The sequence below is a fragment of the Kitasatospora sp. NPDC059722 genome (assembly GCF_042733235.1).
Taxonomy (GTDB): domain Bacteria; phylum Actinomycetota; class Actinomycetes; order Streptomycetales; family Streptomycetaceae; genus Kitasatospora.
The window spans coordinates 156,259-173,390 of the sequence record NZ_JBHWGD010000006.1 but is presented as its reverse complement, the minus strand read 5'-3'; the positions used below and the strand labels follow the sequence as shown (position 1 = coordinate 173,390).

Annotated in this window: 16 protein-coding genes and 1 pseudogene; all 17 read right to left on the bottom strand. The window is 70.4% G+C overall.

What is annotated here, in order from left to right; translation table 11 throughout:
• Positions 1–25: 25 nt before the first annotated feature.
• Entirely contained in the window at positions 26–1,471 is a 1,446-nt protein-coding gene (atpD, locus tag ACFV4F_RS05950; protein ID WP_380440125.1) for a F0F1 ATP synthase subunit beta, read from the bottom strand.
• Between the two features lie 2 nt (positions 1,472–1,473).
• A complete protein-coding gene (locus tag ACFV4F_RS05945; protein WP_380440123.1) occupies positions 1,474–2,385 on the bottom strand; it encodes a F0F1 ATP synthase subunit gamma in 912 nt (303 codons plus the stop codon).
• A 32-nt stretch (positions 2,386–2,417) separates the two neighbouring features.
• Positions 2,418–3,992, bottom strand: coding sequence for a F0F1 ATP synthase subunit alpha (gene atpA / locus ACFV4F_RS05940; protein ID WP_380440121.1), 1,575 nt, complete (start codon positions 3,990–3,992; stop codon positions 2,418–2,420).
• A gap of 156 nt (positions 3,993–4,148) precedes the next feature.
• Positions 4,149–4,964, bottom strand: coding sequence for a F0F1 ATP synthase subunit delta (locus ACFV4F_RS05935; protein WP_380440118.1), 816 nt, complete (start codon positions 4,962–4,964; stop codon positions 4,149–4,151).
• Entirely contained in the window at positions 4,961–5,518 is a 558-nt protein-coding gene (locus ACFV4F_RS05930) for a F0F1 ATP synthase subunit B (protein WP_380440116.1), read from the bottom strand. The genes ACFV4F_RS05935 and ACFV4F_RS05930 overlap by 4 nt, the downstream gene beginning before the upstream one ends.
• A gap of 34 nt (positions 5,519–5,552) precedes the next feature.
• Entirely contained in the window at positions 5,553–5,789 is a 237-nt protein-coding gene (atpE, locus tag ACFV4F_RS05925) for an ATP synthase F0 subunit C (protein WP_350879602.1), read from the bottom strand.
• A 94-nt stretch (positions 5,790–5,883) separates the two neighbouring features.
• A complete protein-coding gene (gene atpB, locus ACFV4F_RS05920; RefSeq protein ID WP_380440114.1) occupies positions 5,884–6,690 on the bottom strand; it encodes a F0F1 ATP synthase subunit A in 807 nt (268 codons plus the stop codon).
• Positions 6,691–6,975: 285 nt separating this feature from the next.
• Positions 6,976–7,419 carry a hypothetical protein gene (locus ACFV4F_RS05915; protein ID WP_380440112.1) on the bottom strand — a complete coding sequence of 148 codons (444 nt, stop codon included), beginning with the start codon at positions 7,417–7,419 and terminating at the stop codon, positions 6,976–6,978.
• 300 nt (positions 7,420–7,719) lie between these two features.
• Positions 7,720–9,000: an MraY family glycosyltransferase gene (locus ACFV4F_RS05910; protein WP_380440110.1), complete on the bottom strand. Its 1,281-nt coding sequence runs from the start codon at positions 8,998–9,000 to the stop codon at positions 7,720–7,722.
• 170 nt (positions 9,001–9,170) lie between these two features.
• On the bottom strand, positions 9,171–10,451 hold the full coding sequence (gene glyA, locus ACFV4F_RS05905; RefSeq protein ID WP_380440108.1) for a serine hydroxymethyltransferase: 1,281 nt from the start codon (positions 10,449–10,451) through the stop codon (positions 9,171–9,173).
• A 126-nt stretch (positions 10,452–10,577) separates the two neighbouring features.
• Complete coding sequence (locus ACFV4F_RS05900; protein ID WP_359971718.1) at positions 10,578–11,219, bottom strand: protein-tyrosine-phosphatase; 642 nt, start codon at positions 11,217–11,219, stop codon at positions 10,578–10,580.
• 32 nt (positions 11,220–11,251) lie between these two features.
• Entirely contained in the window at positions 11,252–11,899 is a 648-nt protein-coding gene (locus tag ACFV4F_RS05895; protein WP_380440106.1) for an L-threonylcarbamoyladenylate synthase, read from the bottom strand.
• A 145-nt stretch (positions 11,900–12,044) separates the two neighbouring features.
• A complete protein-coding gene (prmC, locus tag ACFV4F_RS05890; protein WP_380440104.1) occupies positions 12,045–12,911 on the bottom strand; it encodes a peptide chain release factor N(5)-glutamine methyltransferase in 867 nt (288 codons plus the stop codon).
• Between the two features lie 61 nt (positions 12,912–12,972).
• Positions 12,973–14,049, bottom strand: coding sequence for a peptide chain release factor 1 (prfA, locus tag ACFV4F_RS05885; RefSeq protein WP_380500579.1), 1,077 nt, complete (start codon positions 14,047–14,049; stop codon positions 12,973–12,975).
• Positions 14,050–14,161: 112 nt separating this feature from the next.
• Positions 14,162–14,383: a 50S ribosomal protein L31 gene (rpmE, locus tag ACFV4F_RS05880; RefSeq protein ID WP_030235761.1), complete on the bottom strand. Its 222-nt coding sequence runs from the start codon at positions 14,381–14,383 to the stop codon at positions 14,162–14,164.
• A 137-nt stretch (positions 14,384–14,520) separates the two neighbouring features.
• On the bottom strand, positions 14,521–15,609 hold the full coding sequence (locus ACFV4F_RS05875; RefSeq protein WP_380440100.1) for an LCP family protein: 1,089 nt from the start codon (positions 15,607–15,609) through the stop codon (positions 14,521–14,523).
• Between the two features lie 163 nt (positions 15,610–15,772).
• A pseudogene (rho, locus tag ACFV4F_RS05870) lies at positions 15,773–17,132 on the bottom strand (transcription termination factor Rho); the annotation flags it as partial.

Below are 17,132 nucleotides of genomic sequence, written 5' to 3'. Positions count from 1 at the left end.
GTCACTCGGCTGCTACCGGCCGCGATTACTTCTTCGCCAGCTCGGCGGCGTTCTTCTCGAGGTCCTCGATGCCACCGCACATGAAGAAGGCCTGCTCCGGGACGGTGTCGTACTTGCCGTCCGCGATCGCGTTGAACGCCTCGATGGTCTCCGACAGCGGAACGGTCGAGCCGTCGACGCCGGTGAACTGCTTGGCCACGTAGGTGTTCTGCGAGAGGAAGCGCTCGATGCGACGGGCGCGGTGCACCGTGATCTTGTCTTCCTCGGACAGCTCGTCCATACCGAGGATGGCGATGATGTCCTGCAGGTCCTTGTACTTCTGCAGGATCCCCTTGACACGGATGGCCGTCTCGTAGTGGTTCTGCGCGATGTACCGCGGGTCGAGGATGCGGGACGTGGAGTCCAGCGGGTCGACGGCCGGGTAGATGCCCTTCTCCGAGATCGGGCGCGACAGAACGGTCGTCGCGTCCAGGTGGGCGAAGGTGGTGGCCGGGGCCGGGTCGGTCAGGTCGTCCGCGGGGACGTAGATCGCCTGCATCGAGGTGATCGAGTGACCGCGGGTCGAGGTGATGCGCTCCTGCAGGAGGCCCATCTCGTCGGCCAGGTTCGGCTGGTAGCCCACCGCGGAGGGCATGCGGCCGAGCAGGGTCGACACCTCGGAACCGGCCTGGGTGAACCGGAAGATGTTGTCGATGAAGAGGAGCACGTCCTGCTTCTCGACGTCACGGAAGTACTCCGCCATGGTCAGCGCGGAGAGCGCGACGCGCAGACGGGTGCCCGGCGGCTCGTCCATCTGGCCGAAGACCAGCGCGGTCTTGTCCAGAACGCCCGAGTCGACCATCTCGTGGATGAGGTCGTTGCCCTCACGGGTGCGCTCGCCGACGCCGGCGAACACCGACACACCACCGAAGTTCTCGGCGACGCGGTAGATCATCTCCTGGATCAGAACGGTCTTGCCGACACCGGCACCACCGAACAGACCGATCTTGCCACCCTGGACGTACGGGGTGAGGAGGTCGATGACCTTGATGCCGGTCTCGAACATCTCGGTCTTCGACTCGAGCTCGGAGAAGTTCGGGGCCTTGCGGTGGATGGGCCACCGGACCTCGACCTGCGACTCGAACTCGGCCTTGTCGACGTTCAGCACCTCACCGAGGGCGTTGAAGACCTTGCCCTTGGTGATCTGGCCGACCGGCACGGAGATGGCGGCACCGGTGTCGGTGACCTGCGCGCCACGGACCAGGCCGTCGGTCGGCTGCATCGAGATGCCGCGGACCAGGCCGTCGCCGAGGTGCTGGGCGACCTCGAGGGTGAGGATCTTCTTGCCCGAGCCGTCGGGGTTGTCCACCTCGACGTGCAGGGCGTTGAACATGTTCGGAATGGCGTCGACGGGGAACTCCACGTCGACGACCGGGCCGATGACCCGCGCGACGCGGCCCGTCGCCGTGGTCGGCTCAACAGTGGTGGTCATACTCATTCGCTCCCGCGGCTAGCGTCGGCGAGGGCGTTGGCGCCACCGACGATCTCGCTGATTTCCTGGGTGATCTCGGCCTGACGGGCCGAGTTGGCAAGCCGCGTGAGCGACTTGATGAGCTCGCCGGCGTTGTCCGTCGCGCTCTTCATCGCGCGCCGGCGTGCGGCGTGCTCGGAGGCGGCGGACTGAAGCAGCGCGCTGTAGATCCGGCTCTCGACGTACCGCGGCAGCAGGGCGTCGAGGACGCCCTCGGCCGACGGCTCGAAGTCGTACAGCGGGAAGATCTCCGCCTTGGCCGGCTGCTCGCCCTGCTGGACCTCGTCCAGCTTCAGCGGCAGCAGCCGCGCCTCGACCGCGTTCTGCGTCAGCATCGACACGAACTCGGTGGAGACGATGTGGATCTCGTCCACGCCGCCGGTCTCGGCCGTGAAGGCCTCGATCAGCTCGGCCGCCACGACCTTCGCGTCGCCGTAGCCCGGCTTGTCCGAGAAGCCCGTCCACGACTGGCCCACCGCGAGGTTGCGGAAGGTGTAGTAGGACAGACCCTTGCGGCCCACGATGTAGGTCACGACGTCCTTGCCCTCGCCGCGCAGGCGCTCGGAGAGCACCATCGAGGCCTTGATGGCGTTGGACGAGTAACCGCCGGCCAGGCCGCGGTCCGCCGTGATCAGCAGGACGGCGGCGCGGGTGGCGTTCGGGTTCTCGGTGGTGAGCGGGTGCTTGGCGTTGGACCGGGTGGCCACCGCCGTCACCGCCCGGGTGAGCTCATCGGCGTACGGGGTGGAGGCGGCCACCGCGCGCTGCGCCTTGCCGATGCGCGCCGCGGAGATCATCTCCATCGCCTTGGTGATCTTCTTCGTCGCGGTGACAGAGCGGATCCGGCGCTTGTAGACCCGAAGCTGTGCTCCCATGGGTCGTTACGTCCTTTCCCTCGCTACCGGACTCAGGCCTGCTCGCCGAGGAGCTTGCCGTCGGCGGTGGTGAAGCCCTGCTTGAAGGCGGCGATCGCGCTGGTGAGAGCGTCGATGGTGCCGTCCTCCAGCTTGCTGGTCTCGACGATGCCGGCCAGCAGGTCCTTGTGCTGCAGGCGCAGGTGGTCCAGGAACTCGCGCTCGAAGCGGCGGATGTCCGCGACCGGGACGTCGTCCAGCTTGCCGGTGGTGCCGGCCCAGATGGAGACGACCTGCTCCTCGACCGGGAACGGCTGGTACTGGCCCTGCTTCAGCAGCTCGACCATGCGCGCACCGCGCTCCAGCTGGGCCTTGGAGGCCGCGTCCAGGTCGGAGCCGAAGCCGGCGAAGGCCTCCAGCTCGCGGTACTGGGCGAGGTCCAGGCGCAGACGGCCGGCGACCGACTTCATCGCCTTGATCTGGGCCGAGCCACCGACGCGGGAGACCGAGATGCCGACGTTCACGGCCGGGCGGATGCCGGCGTTGAACAGGTCGGACTCCAGGAAGCACTGGCCGTCGGTGATGGAGATGACGTTGGTCGGGATGTACGCCGAGACGTCGTTGGCCTTGGTCTCGATGATCGGCAGACCGGTCATCGAGCCCGCGCCCAGCTCGTCGGAGAGCTTCGCGCAGCGCTCCAGCAGGCGGGAGTGCAGGTAGAAGACGTCACCCGGGTAGGCCTCGCGGCCCGGCGGGCGGCGCAGCAGCAGGGAGACGGAGCGGTAGGCCTCGGCCTGCTTCGACAGGTCGTCGAAGATGATGAGGACGTGCTTGCCGTCGTACATCCACTCCTGGCCGATGGCCGAACCGGTGTACGGGGCGAGGTACTTGAAGCCGGCCGGGTCGGAGGCGGGAGCGGCCACGATCGTGGTGTACTCCAGCGCGCCGGCCTCCTCCAGGGCGCCGCGGACGGACGCGATGGTGGAGCCCTTCTGGCCCACGGCGACGTAGATGCAGCGGACCTGCTTCTTCGGGTCGCCCGAGCGCCAGTTGTCACGCTGGTTGATGATCGTATCGATCGCCACGGCGGTCTTGCCGGTCTGGCGGTCGCCGATGATCAGCTGACGCTGGCCGCGGCCGATCGGGGTCATCGCGTCGATGGCCTTGATACCGGTCTGCATCGGCTCGTGGACCGACTTGCGGACCATGACGCCGGGGGCCTGCAGCTCCAGGGCGCGGCGGCCGGTGGCGGCGATCTCGCCCAGGCCGTCGATCGGGTTGCCCAGCGGGTCCACGACGCGGCCGAGGTAGCCGTCGCCGACCGGGACCGACAGGACCTCGCCCGTGCGGCGCACGGTCTGGCCCTCTTCGATGCCGCCGAACTCGCCGAGGATGACGACACCGATCTCGCGGGTGTCGAGGTTCAGCGCGAGGCCGAGCGTGCCGTCCTCGAACTTCAGCAGCTCGTTCGCCATGACCGAGGGGAGACCCTCGACATGGGCGATGCCGTCCGCCGCGTCAGTGACCGTGCCGACCTCTTCCACAGAAGCGGCGTCCGGCTGGTACGACTGGACAAAGTCGGCCAGCGCGTCCCGGATCTCCTCCGGACGGATCGTAAGCTCCGCCATCAGGCTTCCCTGCTCTCCTAGTTTGCGATCCTCGGCCCGCCATTGAGGGCCGCAAGTATTCGACTCTCGGCCGGGTCTGCCGAACCGGCCGTACGATGTGCCGGCTCCGTTGGGAGCCGGTTTCCCGACCGAGGGTCGGATGTGCTGCTTCGGTACTCAGCCTTCGAGCGACTGGCGAGCGCCTTCGAGGCGGCTCGACACGGTGCCCTCGATGATCTCGGCGCCGATCTGCACCCGGACCCCGCCGACGACCTCCGGGTCGACGTCGATGTTCAGGTGGACCTGGCGGCCGTACATCCGGCCCAGAGCACCGGACAGGCGCTCCTTCTGTGCGTCCGACAGCGGCACCGCGGTGGTGACCAGGGCCACCACCCGGCCGCGACGCGCGGCGGCGAGCTTCGAGTAGGACTCCAGGCCCTGCTCCAGGCTACGGCCACGCGGCGCGTTCACGAGGGCGGTGACCAGCCGGACGGTGCCCGCGTTGGCGCGGCCGCCGAGCAGCTTCTCGATCAGCTCCGCCTTGGCGGCGGTGCCGGCCTTCGGCTCGGTCAGCGCGGCGCGCAGCTCGTGCGAGCCGGCCACGACGCGGCCGAAGCGGAACAGCTCGTCCTCGACGTCGTCCAGCGCGCCCGCCTTGTCGGCGGCGATGACCTCGGCGTACGCGGCGAGCTGCTCGGTCGCGTCGACCAGGTCGCGCGAACCGGACCAGCGCGAGCGGACCAGGCCGGCCACCAGGTCGGCGGTCTCGCCGGAGACCTGACCAGTCAGCAGCGAGGAGACCAGCTGGGCCTTGTCCTGGCCCGACCGGGACGGGTCGGTCAGGACGCGGCGCAGCGACACCTCACGGTCCAGCAGGACCGTGACGGCGGTGAGCTCCTCGGCGAGCTTGACCGCGTCCACCGAGGTGGAGTCGGTCAGGCTCTCCAGGTTCTGCCGCCCGGCGGCGAGGGCCTCACGGCTTGCGCCGATCACTTGGCCGCACCCTGAGCAACGGCGGCCTTGGCCTCCAGCTCGTCCAGGAAGCGGTCGATGACGCCGCTCTGCCGGGCGTGGTCCTCGAGGGACTCACCCACGATGCGGGAGGCCAGCTGGGAGGCCAGCGAACCCACGTCCTGGCGCAGGGCGGCAGTCGCCTGCTTCTTGTCGGCCTCGATCTGCGCGTGACCGGCGGCGACGATGGCCTCGCGCTGACGCTGGCCCTCCTCGCGCATCTCGGCGAGCTGGGCAGCGCCCTGCTCGCGAGCCTGCTCGACGATGCGGGCAGCCTCGTGACGCGCCTCGGCGAGCTCGGCGCGGTACTGCTCAAGCAGGGCCTGGGCCTCGGCCTGAGCGGCCTCGGCGCGCTCCATGCCGCCCTCGATGGCGTCCCGGCGCTCCGACAGCACCTTCTCGATGCTGGGGAGGAGCTTCTTGCCGAGCAGACCGAAGACGATGAAGAAGCAGAGCAGGCCGATGATCACCTCGGGCCACGCGGGGAGGAGAGGGTTCATCTTCTCCTCGGCCGCGAGCGAAAGCACGGGGCTCATATCTGGACCTTCCTCAGAAAGGGTCTACGGCGGATTACTTGTTGCCGAAGACGAACGGCATGACGATGCCGATGAGGGCGAGCGCCTCGGTCAGCGCGAAGCCGATGAACATGTTGGAACGGATGAGACCGGCAGCCTCGGGCTGACGGGCCATGGCCTGGACACCGTTGCCGAAGATCAGACCGACGCCGATGCCGGGGCCGATCGCGGCGAGGCCGTAGCCGATGGAGGCGACGGAACCGTAGACGTTGCCCTCAGCGAGGATGCTCATTGACGTTGTCCTTTGCAGGGGTGGTGATCCGGTGGTGATTGGCCACCGGGCGATCCGGGAGGTGTGGTTCGGGGCGGGGCCGGAGCCCCGGGGCTCAGTGCGCCTCTTCCAGGGCACCGGCGATGTAGCTGCTGGCCAGCATCACGAAGATGTAGGCCTGCAGGAACTGGACCAGCAGCTCGAAGGCGGTCAGCGCGACGGCCACGATGAAGGAGGCCGAGCCGTACAGCGCGCCCAGGGTCGGGCTGAGCAGGTACCAGGAGGCGATGGAGAACATCACGATCAGCAGGTGGCCGGCGAACATGTTCGCGAAGGCTCGGACCGCGAGCGTGAAGGGGCGCACGAAGATGTTCGAGAAGAACTCGATCGGCACCAGGATGAACATGACCCAGCCGGGGATGCCCGACGGCCAGCAGAGGTTCTTCAGACCGCCGACGAAGCCGTGCTTCTTGAAGGTCAGCGTCATGTAGGTGATCCACACGACCGCCGCGAGGCCGGCCGGGAACGCGATCGCCGCCGAGACGGGGAACTGCGCGAAGGGGATGATCGACATGATGTTCATCAGCCAGATGAAGAAGAACATCGAGACGAGCATCGGGACGTACTTCTCGCCCTTCTTGCCGATCGTCTCCAGCACGATGGAGCGCTTGACGAAGTCGTAGCCGATCTCACCGACCAGCTGCAGCTTGCCCGGGACGAGGCGCGGCTTGGCGAAGGCGGCCCAGAAGAAGACGACCACCAGCACGGCGACGATCATCGACAGCAGCATCGGCTTGTTGAAGTCGACGCCGCCGATCGTGAAGATCGGCTTGAACGAGAACTCGTTCAGACCCGGCGCCGGGAAGCCACAGCCAGCGTCCCCGAAGTGGCAACTGCTGGCGAGGGGGAGTTCAGCACTCACCACGGACTCCTTCGTCGTGACGCATGGTTACGGCAACCTCGGTGTGTCGGCGCGGCCTGCGGCCACGGAGCGGCACTGGAACTTGATGGGTTTCTCGCGGATCCTGCGCGGCGGTGCGCTGCACCACTGCGGGATCATCGAAGACTGCGCGGATCCGGGGGGCGATCCGTCCAATGTCCGGACAGACCTGGCCTCTTCCCGTACTCCGTTGTTGCGACGGACGATAGCAGCCCGTCAGTGGCGCATAAACACCGCCCCCCTCGTTGGGGGGACAGTCGGGCCTCGTCACTGTTGACGTCCCGAGCCGGAGGACTTGTCGTCCTTCTTTTCGGAGGCGTCGGGGACGACGTAGAAGGTCTTGGCCTTGAGTGCGCCGCGCACCTGGAAGCCCGTCCAGACGAGGGCGCAGCCCAGCAGGGTGAAGGCGAACGCCTGCCGGTTGAAGAGCTCGGTGTTCTTGAAGACCGCGAGCACGATGCCGACCAGCAGGATCTGCGTGGTGTACACGAGCAGCGCGGCGGCCATCATGATGTGCGGGTTCGACCTGGTCAGCCGGTCGAGCGCGACCTGGCCGAAGCTGAAGAAGGCCATCACGAGCAGCGCGCCGAAGAGGGCGCCGAGCAGAGCCTTCCCACCGGCGACGGGGAACGAGATCGCCATGGCGATGATCCCGGCGACCGCAGTGGGAATCGCGGCGCCTCGGAGGATCCGGGCGTCGTTGGACGGCATGTCGGCAGCTCCGGCGGCATGTCGGTGTTACGGGGACGGGGCAGAACACTCGGTGGGGTGGCACCGGACCGAGGGGCCGCCGCCGGGCCGCCCGCTGGAGCGGCGGGCCCGTCGAGGGAGACCGACCAGGGACGGAAGTCCTCCACCTGTCAGGTCTTTCGGCGTGTTCTCGGTACTCGTGAACGGTATCACAAACTATTTGATGAGAGCTTTACCATGAATGTGTGGCTCCTGTCACACTGGCGGAGCAAGAGTGCCGCCGATCGGGTGAACCCATCTGGCGGAGCGTCAAATTCCTTGCTAGCGCCGCCCGGTGGTCCGACCGTGGGGTTCGGAGGACGCCGAGGAGCCCTCGCCGGCTTCACCCAGAAGTTGCTTGTCCTTGGCCGACAGTTCAGCCATCGGCCCCGAGGGCTGCCGGCGGTAGCGCGGCGGCACGAAGGCCTGCACCGCGCGCGGGGCGCGCGGCCGGAACCGCGGCGTCAGCAGCACGACCAGGCCGACCAGGCAGAGCCCGGCGAGCGTCAGCACCACCGTGCGGCCGGTGTTGGTGACCGAGAAGGCCACCGTGCCGAAGGCGATCAGCGCCGCCCAGAAGTACATGATCAGCACGGCCCGGCTGTGCGAGTGCCCGACCTGGAGCAGCCGGTGGTGCAGGTGGCGCTTGTCCGCGGCGAACGGCGACTGGCCCGCCCAGGTGCGGCGGACGACGGCGAGCAGCAGGTCGGCCAGCGGCAGCGCGATGACGGTCAGCGGCAGCAGCAGCGGGATGTAGATCGGCACGAGGGCGTGGACCGTGGCGGTCTGCGACCCGGTCTCGTTGTTGATCAGGTCCGGGTCGACCCGGCCGGTGATCGAGATCGCGGCGACGGCCAGCATCAGGCCCAGCATCATCGAGCCGGAGTCGCCCATGAAGATCCGCGCGGGGTGCATGTTGTGCGCCAGGAAGCCCAGGCACATGCCGATCAGCAGCACGCTGAACAGCACGGCGGGGGCGGCGTCGGTGATCGCGTAGCCGTACCAGAGCCGGTAGGAGTACAGGAAGAACGCCATCGCGGCGATGCAGACCATGCCGCCGGCCAGGCCGTCCAGGCCGTCGATGAAGTTCACCGCGTTGACCATGACGACGACCAGCGTCACCGAGATGACCATGCCCTGGGTGGGACTGACGGCGACCGCGCCGACACCGGGCACCGGCAGGGTGATCACCGTGACCCCCTGCCAGACCATCACACCGGCGGCGATCATCTGGCCGCCGAGCTTGACCAGCGCGTCCACGCCCCACTTGTCGTCGAGCACGCCGAGCAGCCACATGATCCCGGCGCCGGAGAGCAGCGCGCGGATGTCGGTGCCCTGGGTGAACACCTTGCTCAGGTTGTCGAGTTGGGAGGCGACCAGGATGCCCGCGCACAGACCGCCGAACATCGCGATGCCGCCGAGCCGCGGGGTGGGCTCGCGGTGCACGTCCCGGGCCCGGACCGGCGGCATGGCGCCGGCCGCGATCGCGAACTTCCGGACCGGGCCGGTCAGCAGGTAGGTGACGGCCGCGGTGGTGAACAGGACCAGCAGATACTCACGCACCACTGGCCTCCTGCGTCACTGTCCTGCGGGAAGGTACCCAAGGTACTCCCGCGCCTGTCCGGGGTTCGAGGTGCGTCGCCACGGCACACACCTTATTGAGTCGGACGCCGGGGACGCGCATCGCGGTTCGCCCTACCGGGTAGGAGAACCGGATACGCCGCCGCACTCGTTCACCCGCGGTCCGCGAAGGACAGGGCCAGTTCCCGCACCCGCGCGCCGACCGCCGCGACCTCGTCCCCGGCGAGCAGCCGGCCGATCAGCCCGGCGATCTCCGCGAGCTCCCGCTCCCCCATCCCCTGCGTGGTCACCGTGCCGGTGCCGAGCCGGATCCCGGAGGCCTCGGAGGGCGGCGCGGGGTCGTACGGCAGGGCGCTCTTGCCGAGCAGCAGCCCGGCCGCCGCGCAGCGCCGCTCCGCCTCGGCCCCGGTGACGCCGAGCGGGCGCACGTCGGCCGTCACGAGGTGGGTGTCGGTCCCACCGGTCAACGGGCGCATACCGGCCTGCGCGAGCCCCTCGGCGAGTACGCGCGCCCCGGCGACCGCCCGCCGCGCGTACTCCCGGTAGGCGGGCGTCGCGGCCTCCGCGAGCGCCACGGCCTTGCCGGCCACCTCGTTCATCGCCGCACCGCCCTGGCTGAACGGGAACACCGCCCGGTCGATCCGCTCGGCCAGCTCCGCGGTGGACAGCAGCAGGCCGCCGCGCGGGCCGCGCAGCAGCTTGTGGGTGGCCGCCACCGTGACGTCCGCGTACGGCACCGGGGAGGGCGCCGCACCGGCCGCGATCAGGCCGGTGGTCTGCGCGGCGGAGGCGATGAGGTACGCGTCCACCTCGTCGGCGATCTCCCGGAACCCGGCCCAGTCCGGGTGTCTGGGGTGGGAGATCGAGCCCGCCACGATGGCCTTCGGCCGCACCCGGCGGGCGAGTTCGCGCACCTGGTCGAGGTCGATCAGCCCGTCGTCCTCGCGCACGCCGTAGCCGGTGAAGGTGAACCACCGGCCGGAGAAGTTCGCCCGCGAGCCGCAGCTGAGGTGCCCGCCGTGCTCCAGCGACATCGCCAGGACGCCGTCGCCGGGCCGCAGCAGCGCCGCGTACGCCGCCAGCATCGCCGAAGTCGCCGAGCGGGGCTGGACGTTGGCGTGGGGCGCGGCGAACAGCTCGCGCGCCCGGTCGATCGCGAGGAGCTCCGCGGCGTCCGCGAGGGCGCAGCCGGTGTGGTGGCGGCGTCCGGGGTACCCCTCGGCGTACTTGTCGATCAGCGGGCCGCCCAGGGCCGCCAGGACGGCCGGTGAGGTCAGGTTCTCCCCCGCCAGCAGCTGGACCGTCTCGGCCCGCCGCTCGGCCTCCGCGGCCAGCAGGTCGGCCAGCTGGGGATCGGCCCGGTGCAGCGCCTCGGACGCCCAGGGGCGCCCCGTCGTCGTGGTGGTGCCGGACACGGCGTCGGTGACGGTCATGGCGGTGCTCCCGGGCGCTACGGGGGTCGGTCCCTCCAGCGTAGGACCGGGCCCCCCGGGCGGCTCGCCGACGCGGGCCGGGTGCACCCGGGCGGGCGCGCGCGGGGCCCTGCGGGACGCGGGCGCTCAGGGGTGCGCGGGCACTCCGGTGAGCGCGGTGACCACCGGGTCGACCGCGTGGAATATCTCCTCGCCGCAGTTGCGGAACATGCCGATCGGCGCCCCGTACGGGTCGTCCACCTCGTCGGACTCCGGAGTGGCGGCCAGCAGCCAGCCGCGCAGCGCGGCGGCGGCCCGGACCAGCGCGCGGGCACGCTCGGTGACGTCCGCGCCGCGGCGCGGGTCCGGCAGGGTGCCCGGGTCTATCGTCCGCACCAGCCGGGTGAACTCCTTCAGCGTGAAGGTCCGCAGCCCCGCCTCGTGGCCCATCGAGATGACCTGGGCGCGGTGGTCCAGGGTCGCGGTGAGCACCAGGTCGGCCTCGACCACGTGCTCGTCCAGCAGCTCCCGGCCGGTGAAGCCGCCGCTGTCGGCGCCGTACTCGTCGAGCACGGTCGCGGCGTGGTCCTCCATCGGCGCGCCCACGTGGCCCCAGGTGCCGGCGCTCTCCACCAGGATCCGCCCGGCCACTCGGGGGCTGAGCCGGGTGTCGAGCTCACGCCGGGTCAGCCGCTCGGCGATCGGCGAACGGCAGATGTTGCCGGTGCAGACGTACAGGATCCGGAAGTGGTCCAGCGGCCTGGGTCCCACGCTCAGGTACGGCGCTATGCCCGGACCGGCGTGGAGCGAGGCGGTGGGTGTCAACTTCCGGCCTCCAGGTCGGGAACGACCTCCCTCAGCTGCTCGACGCTGATCGCGCCCGCCCGCAGCAGGACCGGGACCTTGCCCGTGACGTCGACGATGGACGAGGCGGTCGCGTGGTCGGCCTGGCCGCCGTCCAGGTAGACCGAGATGGCGTCGCCGAGCTGCGCCTGCGCCTCGTCGCAGGTGGCCGGGGACGGGCCGCCGGTCTTGTTGGCGCTGGAGACGGCCAGCGGTCCGGTGGCGTTCAGCAGCTCGATGGCGACCGGGTGCAGCGGCATCCGGACGGCGACGGTGCCGCGGGTCTCGCCGAGGTCCCAGCGCAGCGAGGGCTGGTGCTTGGCGACCAGGGTGAGGCCACCGGGCCAGAAGGCGTCGACGAGCTCCCAGGCCTGCTCGGAGAAGTCGGTGACCAGGCCGTGCAGGGTGGTCGGGGAGCCGACCAGGACGGGCGAGGGCATGTTGCGGCCCCGGCCCTTGGCGGCCAGCAGGGCGGCCACGGCCTCCGGCGAGAACGCGTCGGCGCCGACGCCGTACAGGGTGTCGGTGGGCAGCACGACGAGTTCGCCGCGGCGGATCGCGGAGGCGGCCTCCCGCAGACCGGTGGTGCGGTCCCCGGCATCGGCACAGTCGTAGCGGCGGCTCATCGGTGCGGTCCCCTTCCGGAGTGGCTCATGACGTTCACGGCGCGGCGCTGCGCGCGGCGGGTCACGACGACGCCCTTCGGGCTGTCGTGCTGTGCTCGCCGATTCACAACGACACCCTTCGGGCGGTCGTACTGTGCTCGATCGTTCACAACGACACCCTTCGGGCGGTTGTGAAGCGCGGCCGGTTGTTCAGGTCGCGGTGGTCGGCGGTGTCCGTCCAGCCGCGTTCCTCGTTGAAGATCCACGGCACCTGGCCGCCCTGCTGGTCGGCGTGCTCGATCACCACCGCGCCGCCCGGGCGCAGCAGCCGGGCGGCCACCCGCTCGATGCCGCGGATGGTGTCCAGGCCGTCCTCGCCCGAGAACAGCGACATCTGCGGGTCGTGGTCGCGGGCCTCGGGGGCGACGTACTCCCACTCGGTGAGCGGGATGTACGGCGGGTTGGAGATGACCAGGTCGAAGCGGCCGTCCCAGGAGCGGTCGTCGGCGAAGGCCTTGGTGGCGTCGCCGGCGTGCAGGGTGATGCGGGCCCGGTCCGGGCTGGCGTCGATGTTGCGCCGGGTGTACTCCAGCGCGCCCTCGTCGAGCTCGAAGGCGTGCACGGTCGAGCGCGGCAGCTCCTGGGCGAGCGCGAGCGCGATGGCGCCCGAGCCGGAGCACAGGTCGACGACCAGCGGCTCGGCGACGTCCATGTCGCGGACGGCGTCTATGGCCCACTCGACGACGCTCTCGGTCTCCGGCCGGGGCACGAACACCCCGGGGCCGACCTCCAGCTCCAGGTAGCGGAAGAACGCCCGCCCGGTGATGTGCTGGAGCGGCTCGCGCGCCTCGCGGCGGGAGACGGCCTCCCAGTAGCGGGCGTCGAAGTCGGCGTCCTTCACCGTGTGCAGCTGGCTGCGCTTGACGTTGTGGACGTAGGCGGCGAGTTCCTCCGCGTCGAAGCGCGGCGAGGGCACGCCGGCCGCGGCCAACCGCTGGGTGGCCTGAGCCACCTCGGCGAGCAGCAGGTTCATCCGTACGACCTCTTGTTTCTGCGCTCCGGCTGCGGGGTTGTCCGGCGCTGGCGCGCCGGTCTCAGTTCTGTTGGGCCGCGGCGAGCTTGGCCGCCGCGTCCGCGTCGACGCAGGACTGGATCACCGCGGTCAGCTCGCCGTCCAGGACCTGGTCCAGGTTGTACGACTTGAAGCCCGTGCGGTGGTCCGAGATGCGGTTCTCGGGGTAGTTGTACGTGCGGATCCGCTCGGAGCGGTCCACCGTGCGGACCTGGCTGCGGCGCGCGTCCGAGGCCTCCCGCTCGGCCTCCTCCTGCGCGGCGGCGAGCAGGCGCGAACGCAGGATGCGCATCGCCTGCTCCTTGTTCTGCAGCTGGCTCTTCTCGTTCTGGCAGGACGCCACGATACCGGTCGGCAGGTGGGTGATCCGGACCGCGGAGTCGGTGGTGTTGACCGACTGGCCGCCGGGGCCGGACGAGCGGTAGACGTCGATCCGCAGGTCGTTGGCGAAGATCTCGACCTCGACCTCCTCCGCCTCGGGGGTGACCAGCACGCCCGCCGCGGAGGTGTGGATGCGGCCCTGCGACTCGGTGGCCGGCACGCGCTGCACGCGGTGCACGCCGCCCTCGTACTTCAGCCGGGCCCAGACGCCCTGGCCGGGCTCGGCGTTGCCCTTGGTCTTGACCGCGACCGAGACGTCCTTGTAGCCGCCGAGGTCCGACTCGTTGGAGTCGATGATCTCGGTCTTCCAGCCGGTCCGCTCGGCGAAGCGCAGGTACATCCGGAGCAGGTCGCCGGCGAACAGCGCGGACTCCTCGCCGCCCTCGCCCGCCTTGATCTCCAGGATGACGTCCTTGTCGTCGCTCGGGTCGCGCGGGACGAGCAGCAGCCGCAGCTCCTCCGTGAGCTCCTCGCGGCGCGCCTCGGAGTCCTTCACCTCGGCGATGAACTCCGGGTCCTCGGCGGCGAGTTCACGCGCCGCCTCGATGTCCTCGCCGGCCTGCCGCCACTCCCGGTAGACCCGGGTGATCGGGGTCAGCTCGGCGTACCGCTTGGCCAGCTTGCGGGCGTTGGCCTGGTCGGCGTGGACGGACGGGTCGGCCAGCCTCTTCTCGAGGTCGGCGTGCTCGACGAGGAGCTCTTCGACTGCCTCGAACATGGGGGTGGCCTTCTTCCCGGGGATCGGATGGGGTGGTGGGACGCGAACGGCGCCGGTCCCCAGCGCCCCCGGAACGAGTACGGGGGCACCGGGAACCGGCGCCGAGGGAGCGCTAGGCCTTCGCGCTGTGCTGCTTGCCGAAGCGGGCCTCGAAGCGGGCCACGCGGCCACCGGTGTCGAGGATCTTCTGCTTGCCGGTGTAGAACGGGTGGCACTGCGAGCAGACCTCGGCGCGGATCTCGCCGCTGGTCTCGGTCGAGCGGGTCGTGAACTCGGCGCCGCAGGTGCAGGTCACACGGGTGACCACGTACTCGGGGTGAACGTTGGACTTCAAGGGGTTCTCCTAGGTATCGGGAGGGCACCGGGTCGGCGGCTGGAATGCCGCACGTGAACCGGGACCGACGGTCCAGTCTGCCAGGACGGGCCGCATCTTCCCAAACCGGGTCGTGTCCCGGGTTATTCCGGACGCCCTCAGCGCCGCGCCGCGGCCGCCGGGGAGGCCGTCGGAGCCGCCTGGGCGGGGTTCTCGGGCTGGGCCGCGACGACCGCCTGCGGGATCGGCTGGTCGGCCTTGAGCGCCGCCCAGACCTGGTTCGCCTGGGGCTGCTGCTCGACCACCCGGTTGGGGTCGCTGGGGGCGGCGACCACCGGCAGGGTCACCATGCTCAGCTGGTCCGGGCCGATGCCCTTGAGCTCCTGGGCGAGGCCCACCAGCGCGTTCACCGACCCGAGCGCCGAGTCGGTGGTGATGCTCTTCGTGACGGTGTCGCCGATCGACCACAGCTTGACCGGGTCGGTGAGCAGGCCCGCCCCGCCGGTCTGCCGGAGCAGCGACTTCACCATCTGCTTCTGCAGCTCGATCCGGCCGAGGTCGCTGCCGTCGCCGACGCCGTGCCGGGTGCGGACGAAGGCGAGCGCCTGCCGGCCGTCGAGGTGGTGCTCGCCGGCCGGGAGGTCGAGCCCGCTGTCCTTGTCGTGGATGGCCACCGTGGTGGTCACGGTGGCCCCGCCTATCGCGTCCACGACCCGGGCGAACCCGGCGAAGTCGACCTGCACGTAGTGGTCCATCCGCAGCCCGGTCAGCTGCTCGGTGGTCTTGACCGCGCAGGCGGCGCCGCCGGCCTCGAAGGCGCTGTTGTACATGGCGCGCTTGAGGGCCGGCACGGGCTTGCCGCTCGCGTCGGTGCAGTCGGGGCGGTCGACGAGGGTGTCGCGCGGGATCGAGACGACCTCGGCGCGCGAGTGGTCCTGGCTGACGTGCACGACCATCGCGGTGTCGGAGCGCGCGGTGTCACCGGTGTCCCCGCCCGCCAGGCCGCCGTTCGCGCCGGCCCGCGAGTCGGAGCCCAGCACGAGGATGTTGAACGAGCCGTCGGTGGCGGCCGGCGGCCGGGCGTCGCCCAGCCGGGCGTTGATGTCGACGCTCTTGATGTTGCCGTCGAGCGTGAAGTAGGCCCACGCGGCGGCCCCGGCGCCGAGGACGGCGATCGCGGCGGACGCGCAGGCGACCACCCGCAGGACTCTGCGGCGGTTGCTCGGGACGCTCTTGTGCTCGGCCATACGCTCCAGGGTAAATCGGACAAGAGCCACCAATGTGGTCGAGATGTACCGACTCTGGAACAACCGGCCCGGATCCTGGGCCGGAGCCGGGCCCGGGAACGCCGGAACCCCGGACCGCTCGCGCGATCCGGGGTTCCGTGACGGCCGAGCCGTGCGACTGCGGTCAGTCGCCGGACCCGGGGGTCGTCTTGGCGATCTGCATCAGGAACTCGGCGTTGCTCTTGGTCTGCTTCATCTTGTCCAGCAGGAGCTCGATCGCCTGCTGCGAGTCGAGCGCGTGCAGCACCCGGCGCAGCTTCCAGACGATGGCCAACTCCTCGCTGCCGAGCAGGATCTCCTCCTTGCGGGTGCTGGAGGCGTCCACGTCGACGGCCGGGAAGATGCGCTTGTCCGAGAGCTTGCGGTCGAGCTTGAGCTCCATGTTGCCGGTGCCCTTGAACTCCTCGAAGATCACCTCGTCCATGCGCGAGCCGGTCTCGACCAGCGCGGTGGCCAGGATGGTCAGCGAGCCGCCGTTCTCGATGTTGCGCGCGGCACCGAAGAACTTCTTCGGCGGGTACAGCGCGGTCGAGTCGACACCACCGGACAGGATGCGGCCGGAGGCCGGCGCCGCCAGGTTGTAGGCGCGGCCGAGGCGGGTGATCGAGTCCAGCAGGATCACCACGTCGTGGCCGAGCTCCACCAGTCGCTTGGCGCGCTCGATCGCGAGCTCGGCGACGGTGGTGTGGTCCTCCGCCGGGCGGTCGAAGGTCGAGGAGATGACCTCGCCCTTCACCGACCGCTGCATGTCGGTGACCTCTTCCGGACGCTCGTCGACCAGGACGACCATCAGGTGGCACTCGGGGTTGTTGTGGGTGATCGCGTTGGCGACCGCCTGCAGCACCATCGTCTTGCCGGTCTTCGGCGGCGCGACGATCAGACCGCGCTGGCCCTTGCCGATCGGCGACACGAGGTCGATGATCCGGGTGGTCAGCACGCCCGGGTCGGTCTCCAGGCGCAGCCGCTCCTGCGGGTACAGCGGGGTGAGCTTGTTGAACTCGGGACGGCCGCGGCCGCTCTCCGGGTCCATGCCGTTGACGGAGTCCAGGCGCACCATGGCGTTGAACTTCTCGCGGCGCTCGCCCTCGCGCGGCTGGCGCACGGCGCCGGTGATGGCGTCGCCCTTGCGCAGGCCGTTCTTGCGGACCTGCGCCAGCGAGACGTAGACGTCGTTCTGGCCCGGCAGGTAGCCGGAGGTGCGCACGAACGCGTAGTTGTCGAGGATGTCCAGGATGCCCGCGACCGGGATCAGGACGTCGTCCTCGCCGATCTGCGGCTCGGGGGCGCCGGTCTCGAAGCCCTCGCGGCGGCTGCCGCGGCCACGGCGGTCGCGGTAGCGGCCGCGGCGGGCCCCGCCGCCCGCCCCCGACCCCTCCGCGGCGTATCCCCCCCGCGGCGCCCGCGCGGGGGGGGGGGGTGAGCCCGCGGGCGCGGCCCCCCCCCCCCCCCGGGTCCGGAGCCGCCGCCGGGGAGCGGTCCTGGTC

Excerpts from the sequence above, each read along its gene's own strand:
- atpA (WP_380440121.1), bottom strand. The coding sequence starts at position 3,992 with ATGGCGGAGCTTACGATCCGTCCGGAGGAGATCCGGGACGCGCTGGCC.
- ACFV4F_RS05875 (WP_380440100.1), bottom strand. The coding sequence starts at position 15,609 with ATGGCCGAGCACAAGAGCGTCCCGAGCAACCGCCGCAGAGTCCTGCGG.
- ACFV4F_RS05915 (WP_380440112.1), bottom strand. The coding sequence starts at position 7,419 with ATGCCGTCCAACGACGCCCGGATCCTCCGAGGCGCCGCGATTCCCACT.
- prfA (WP_380500579.1), bottom strand. The coding sequence starts at position 14,049 with ATGTTCGAGGCAGTCGAAGAGCTCCTCGTCGAGCACGCCGACCTCGAG.
- atpD (WP_380440125.1), bottom strand. The coding sequence starts at position 1,471 with ATGACCACCACTGTTGAGCCGACCACGGCGACGGGCCGCGTCGCGCGG.
- ACFV4F_RS05945 (WP_380440123.1), bottom strand. The coding sequence starts at position 2,385 with ATGGGAGCACAGCTTCGGGTCTACAAGCGCCGGATCCGCTCTGTCACC.
- atpE (WP_350879602.1), bottom strand. The coding sequence starts at position 5,789 with ATGAGCATCCTCGCTGAGGGCAACGTCTACGGTTCCGTCGCCTCCATC.
- glyA (WP_380440108.1), bottom strand. The coding sequence starts at position 10,451 with ATGACCGTCACCGACGCCGTGTCCGGCACCACCACGACGACGGGGCGC.
- prmC (WP_380440104.1), bottom strand. The coding sequence starts at position 12,911 with ATGAACCTGCTGCTCGCCGAGGTGGCTCAGGCCACCCAGCGGTTGGCC.
- ACFV4F_RS05930 (WP_380440116.1), bottom strand. The coding sequence starts at position 5,518 with ATGAGCCCCGTGCTTTCGCTCGCGGCCGAGGAGAAGATGAACCCTCTC.
- ACFV4F_RS05895 (WP_380440106.1), bottom strand. The coding sequence starts at position 11,899 with ATGAGCCGCCGCTACGACTGTGCCGATGCCGGGGACCGCACCACCGGT.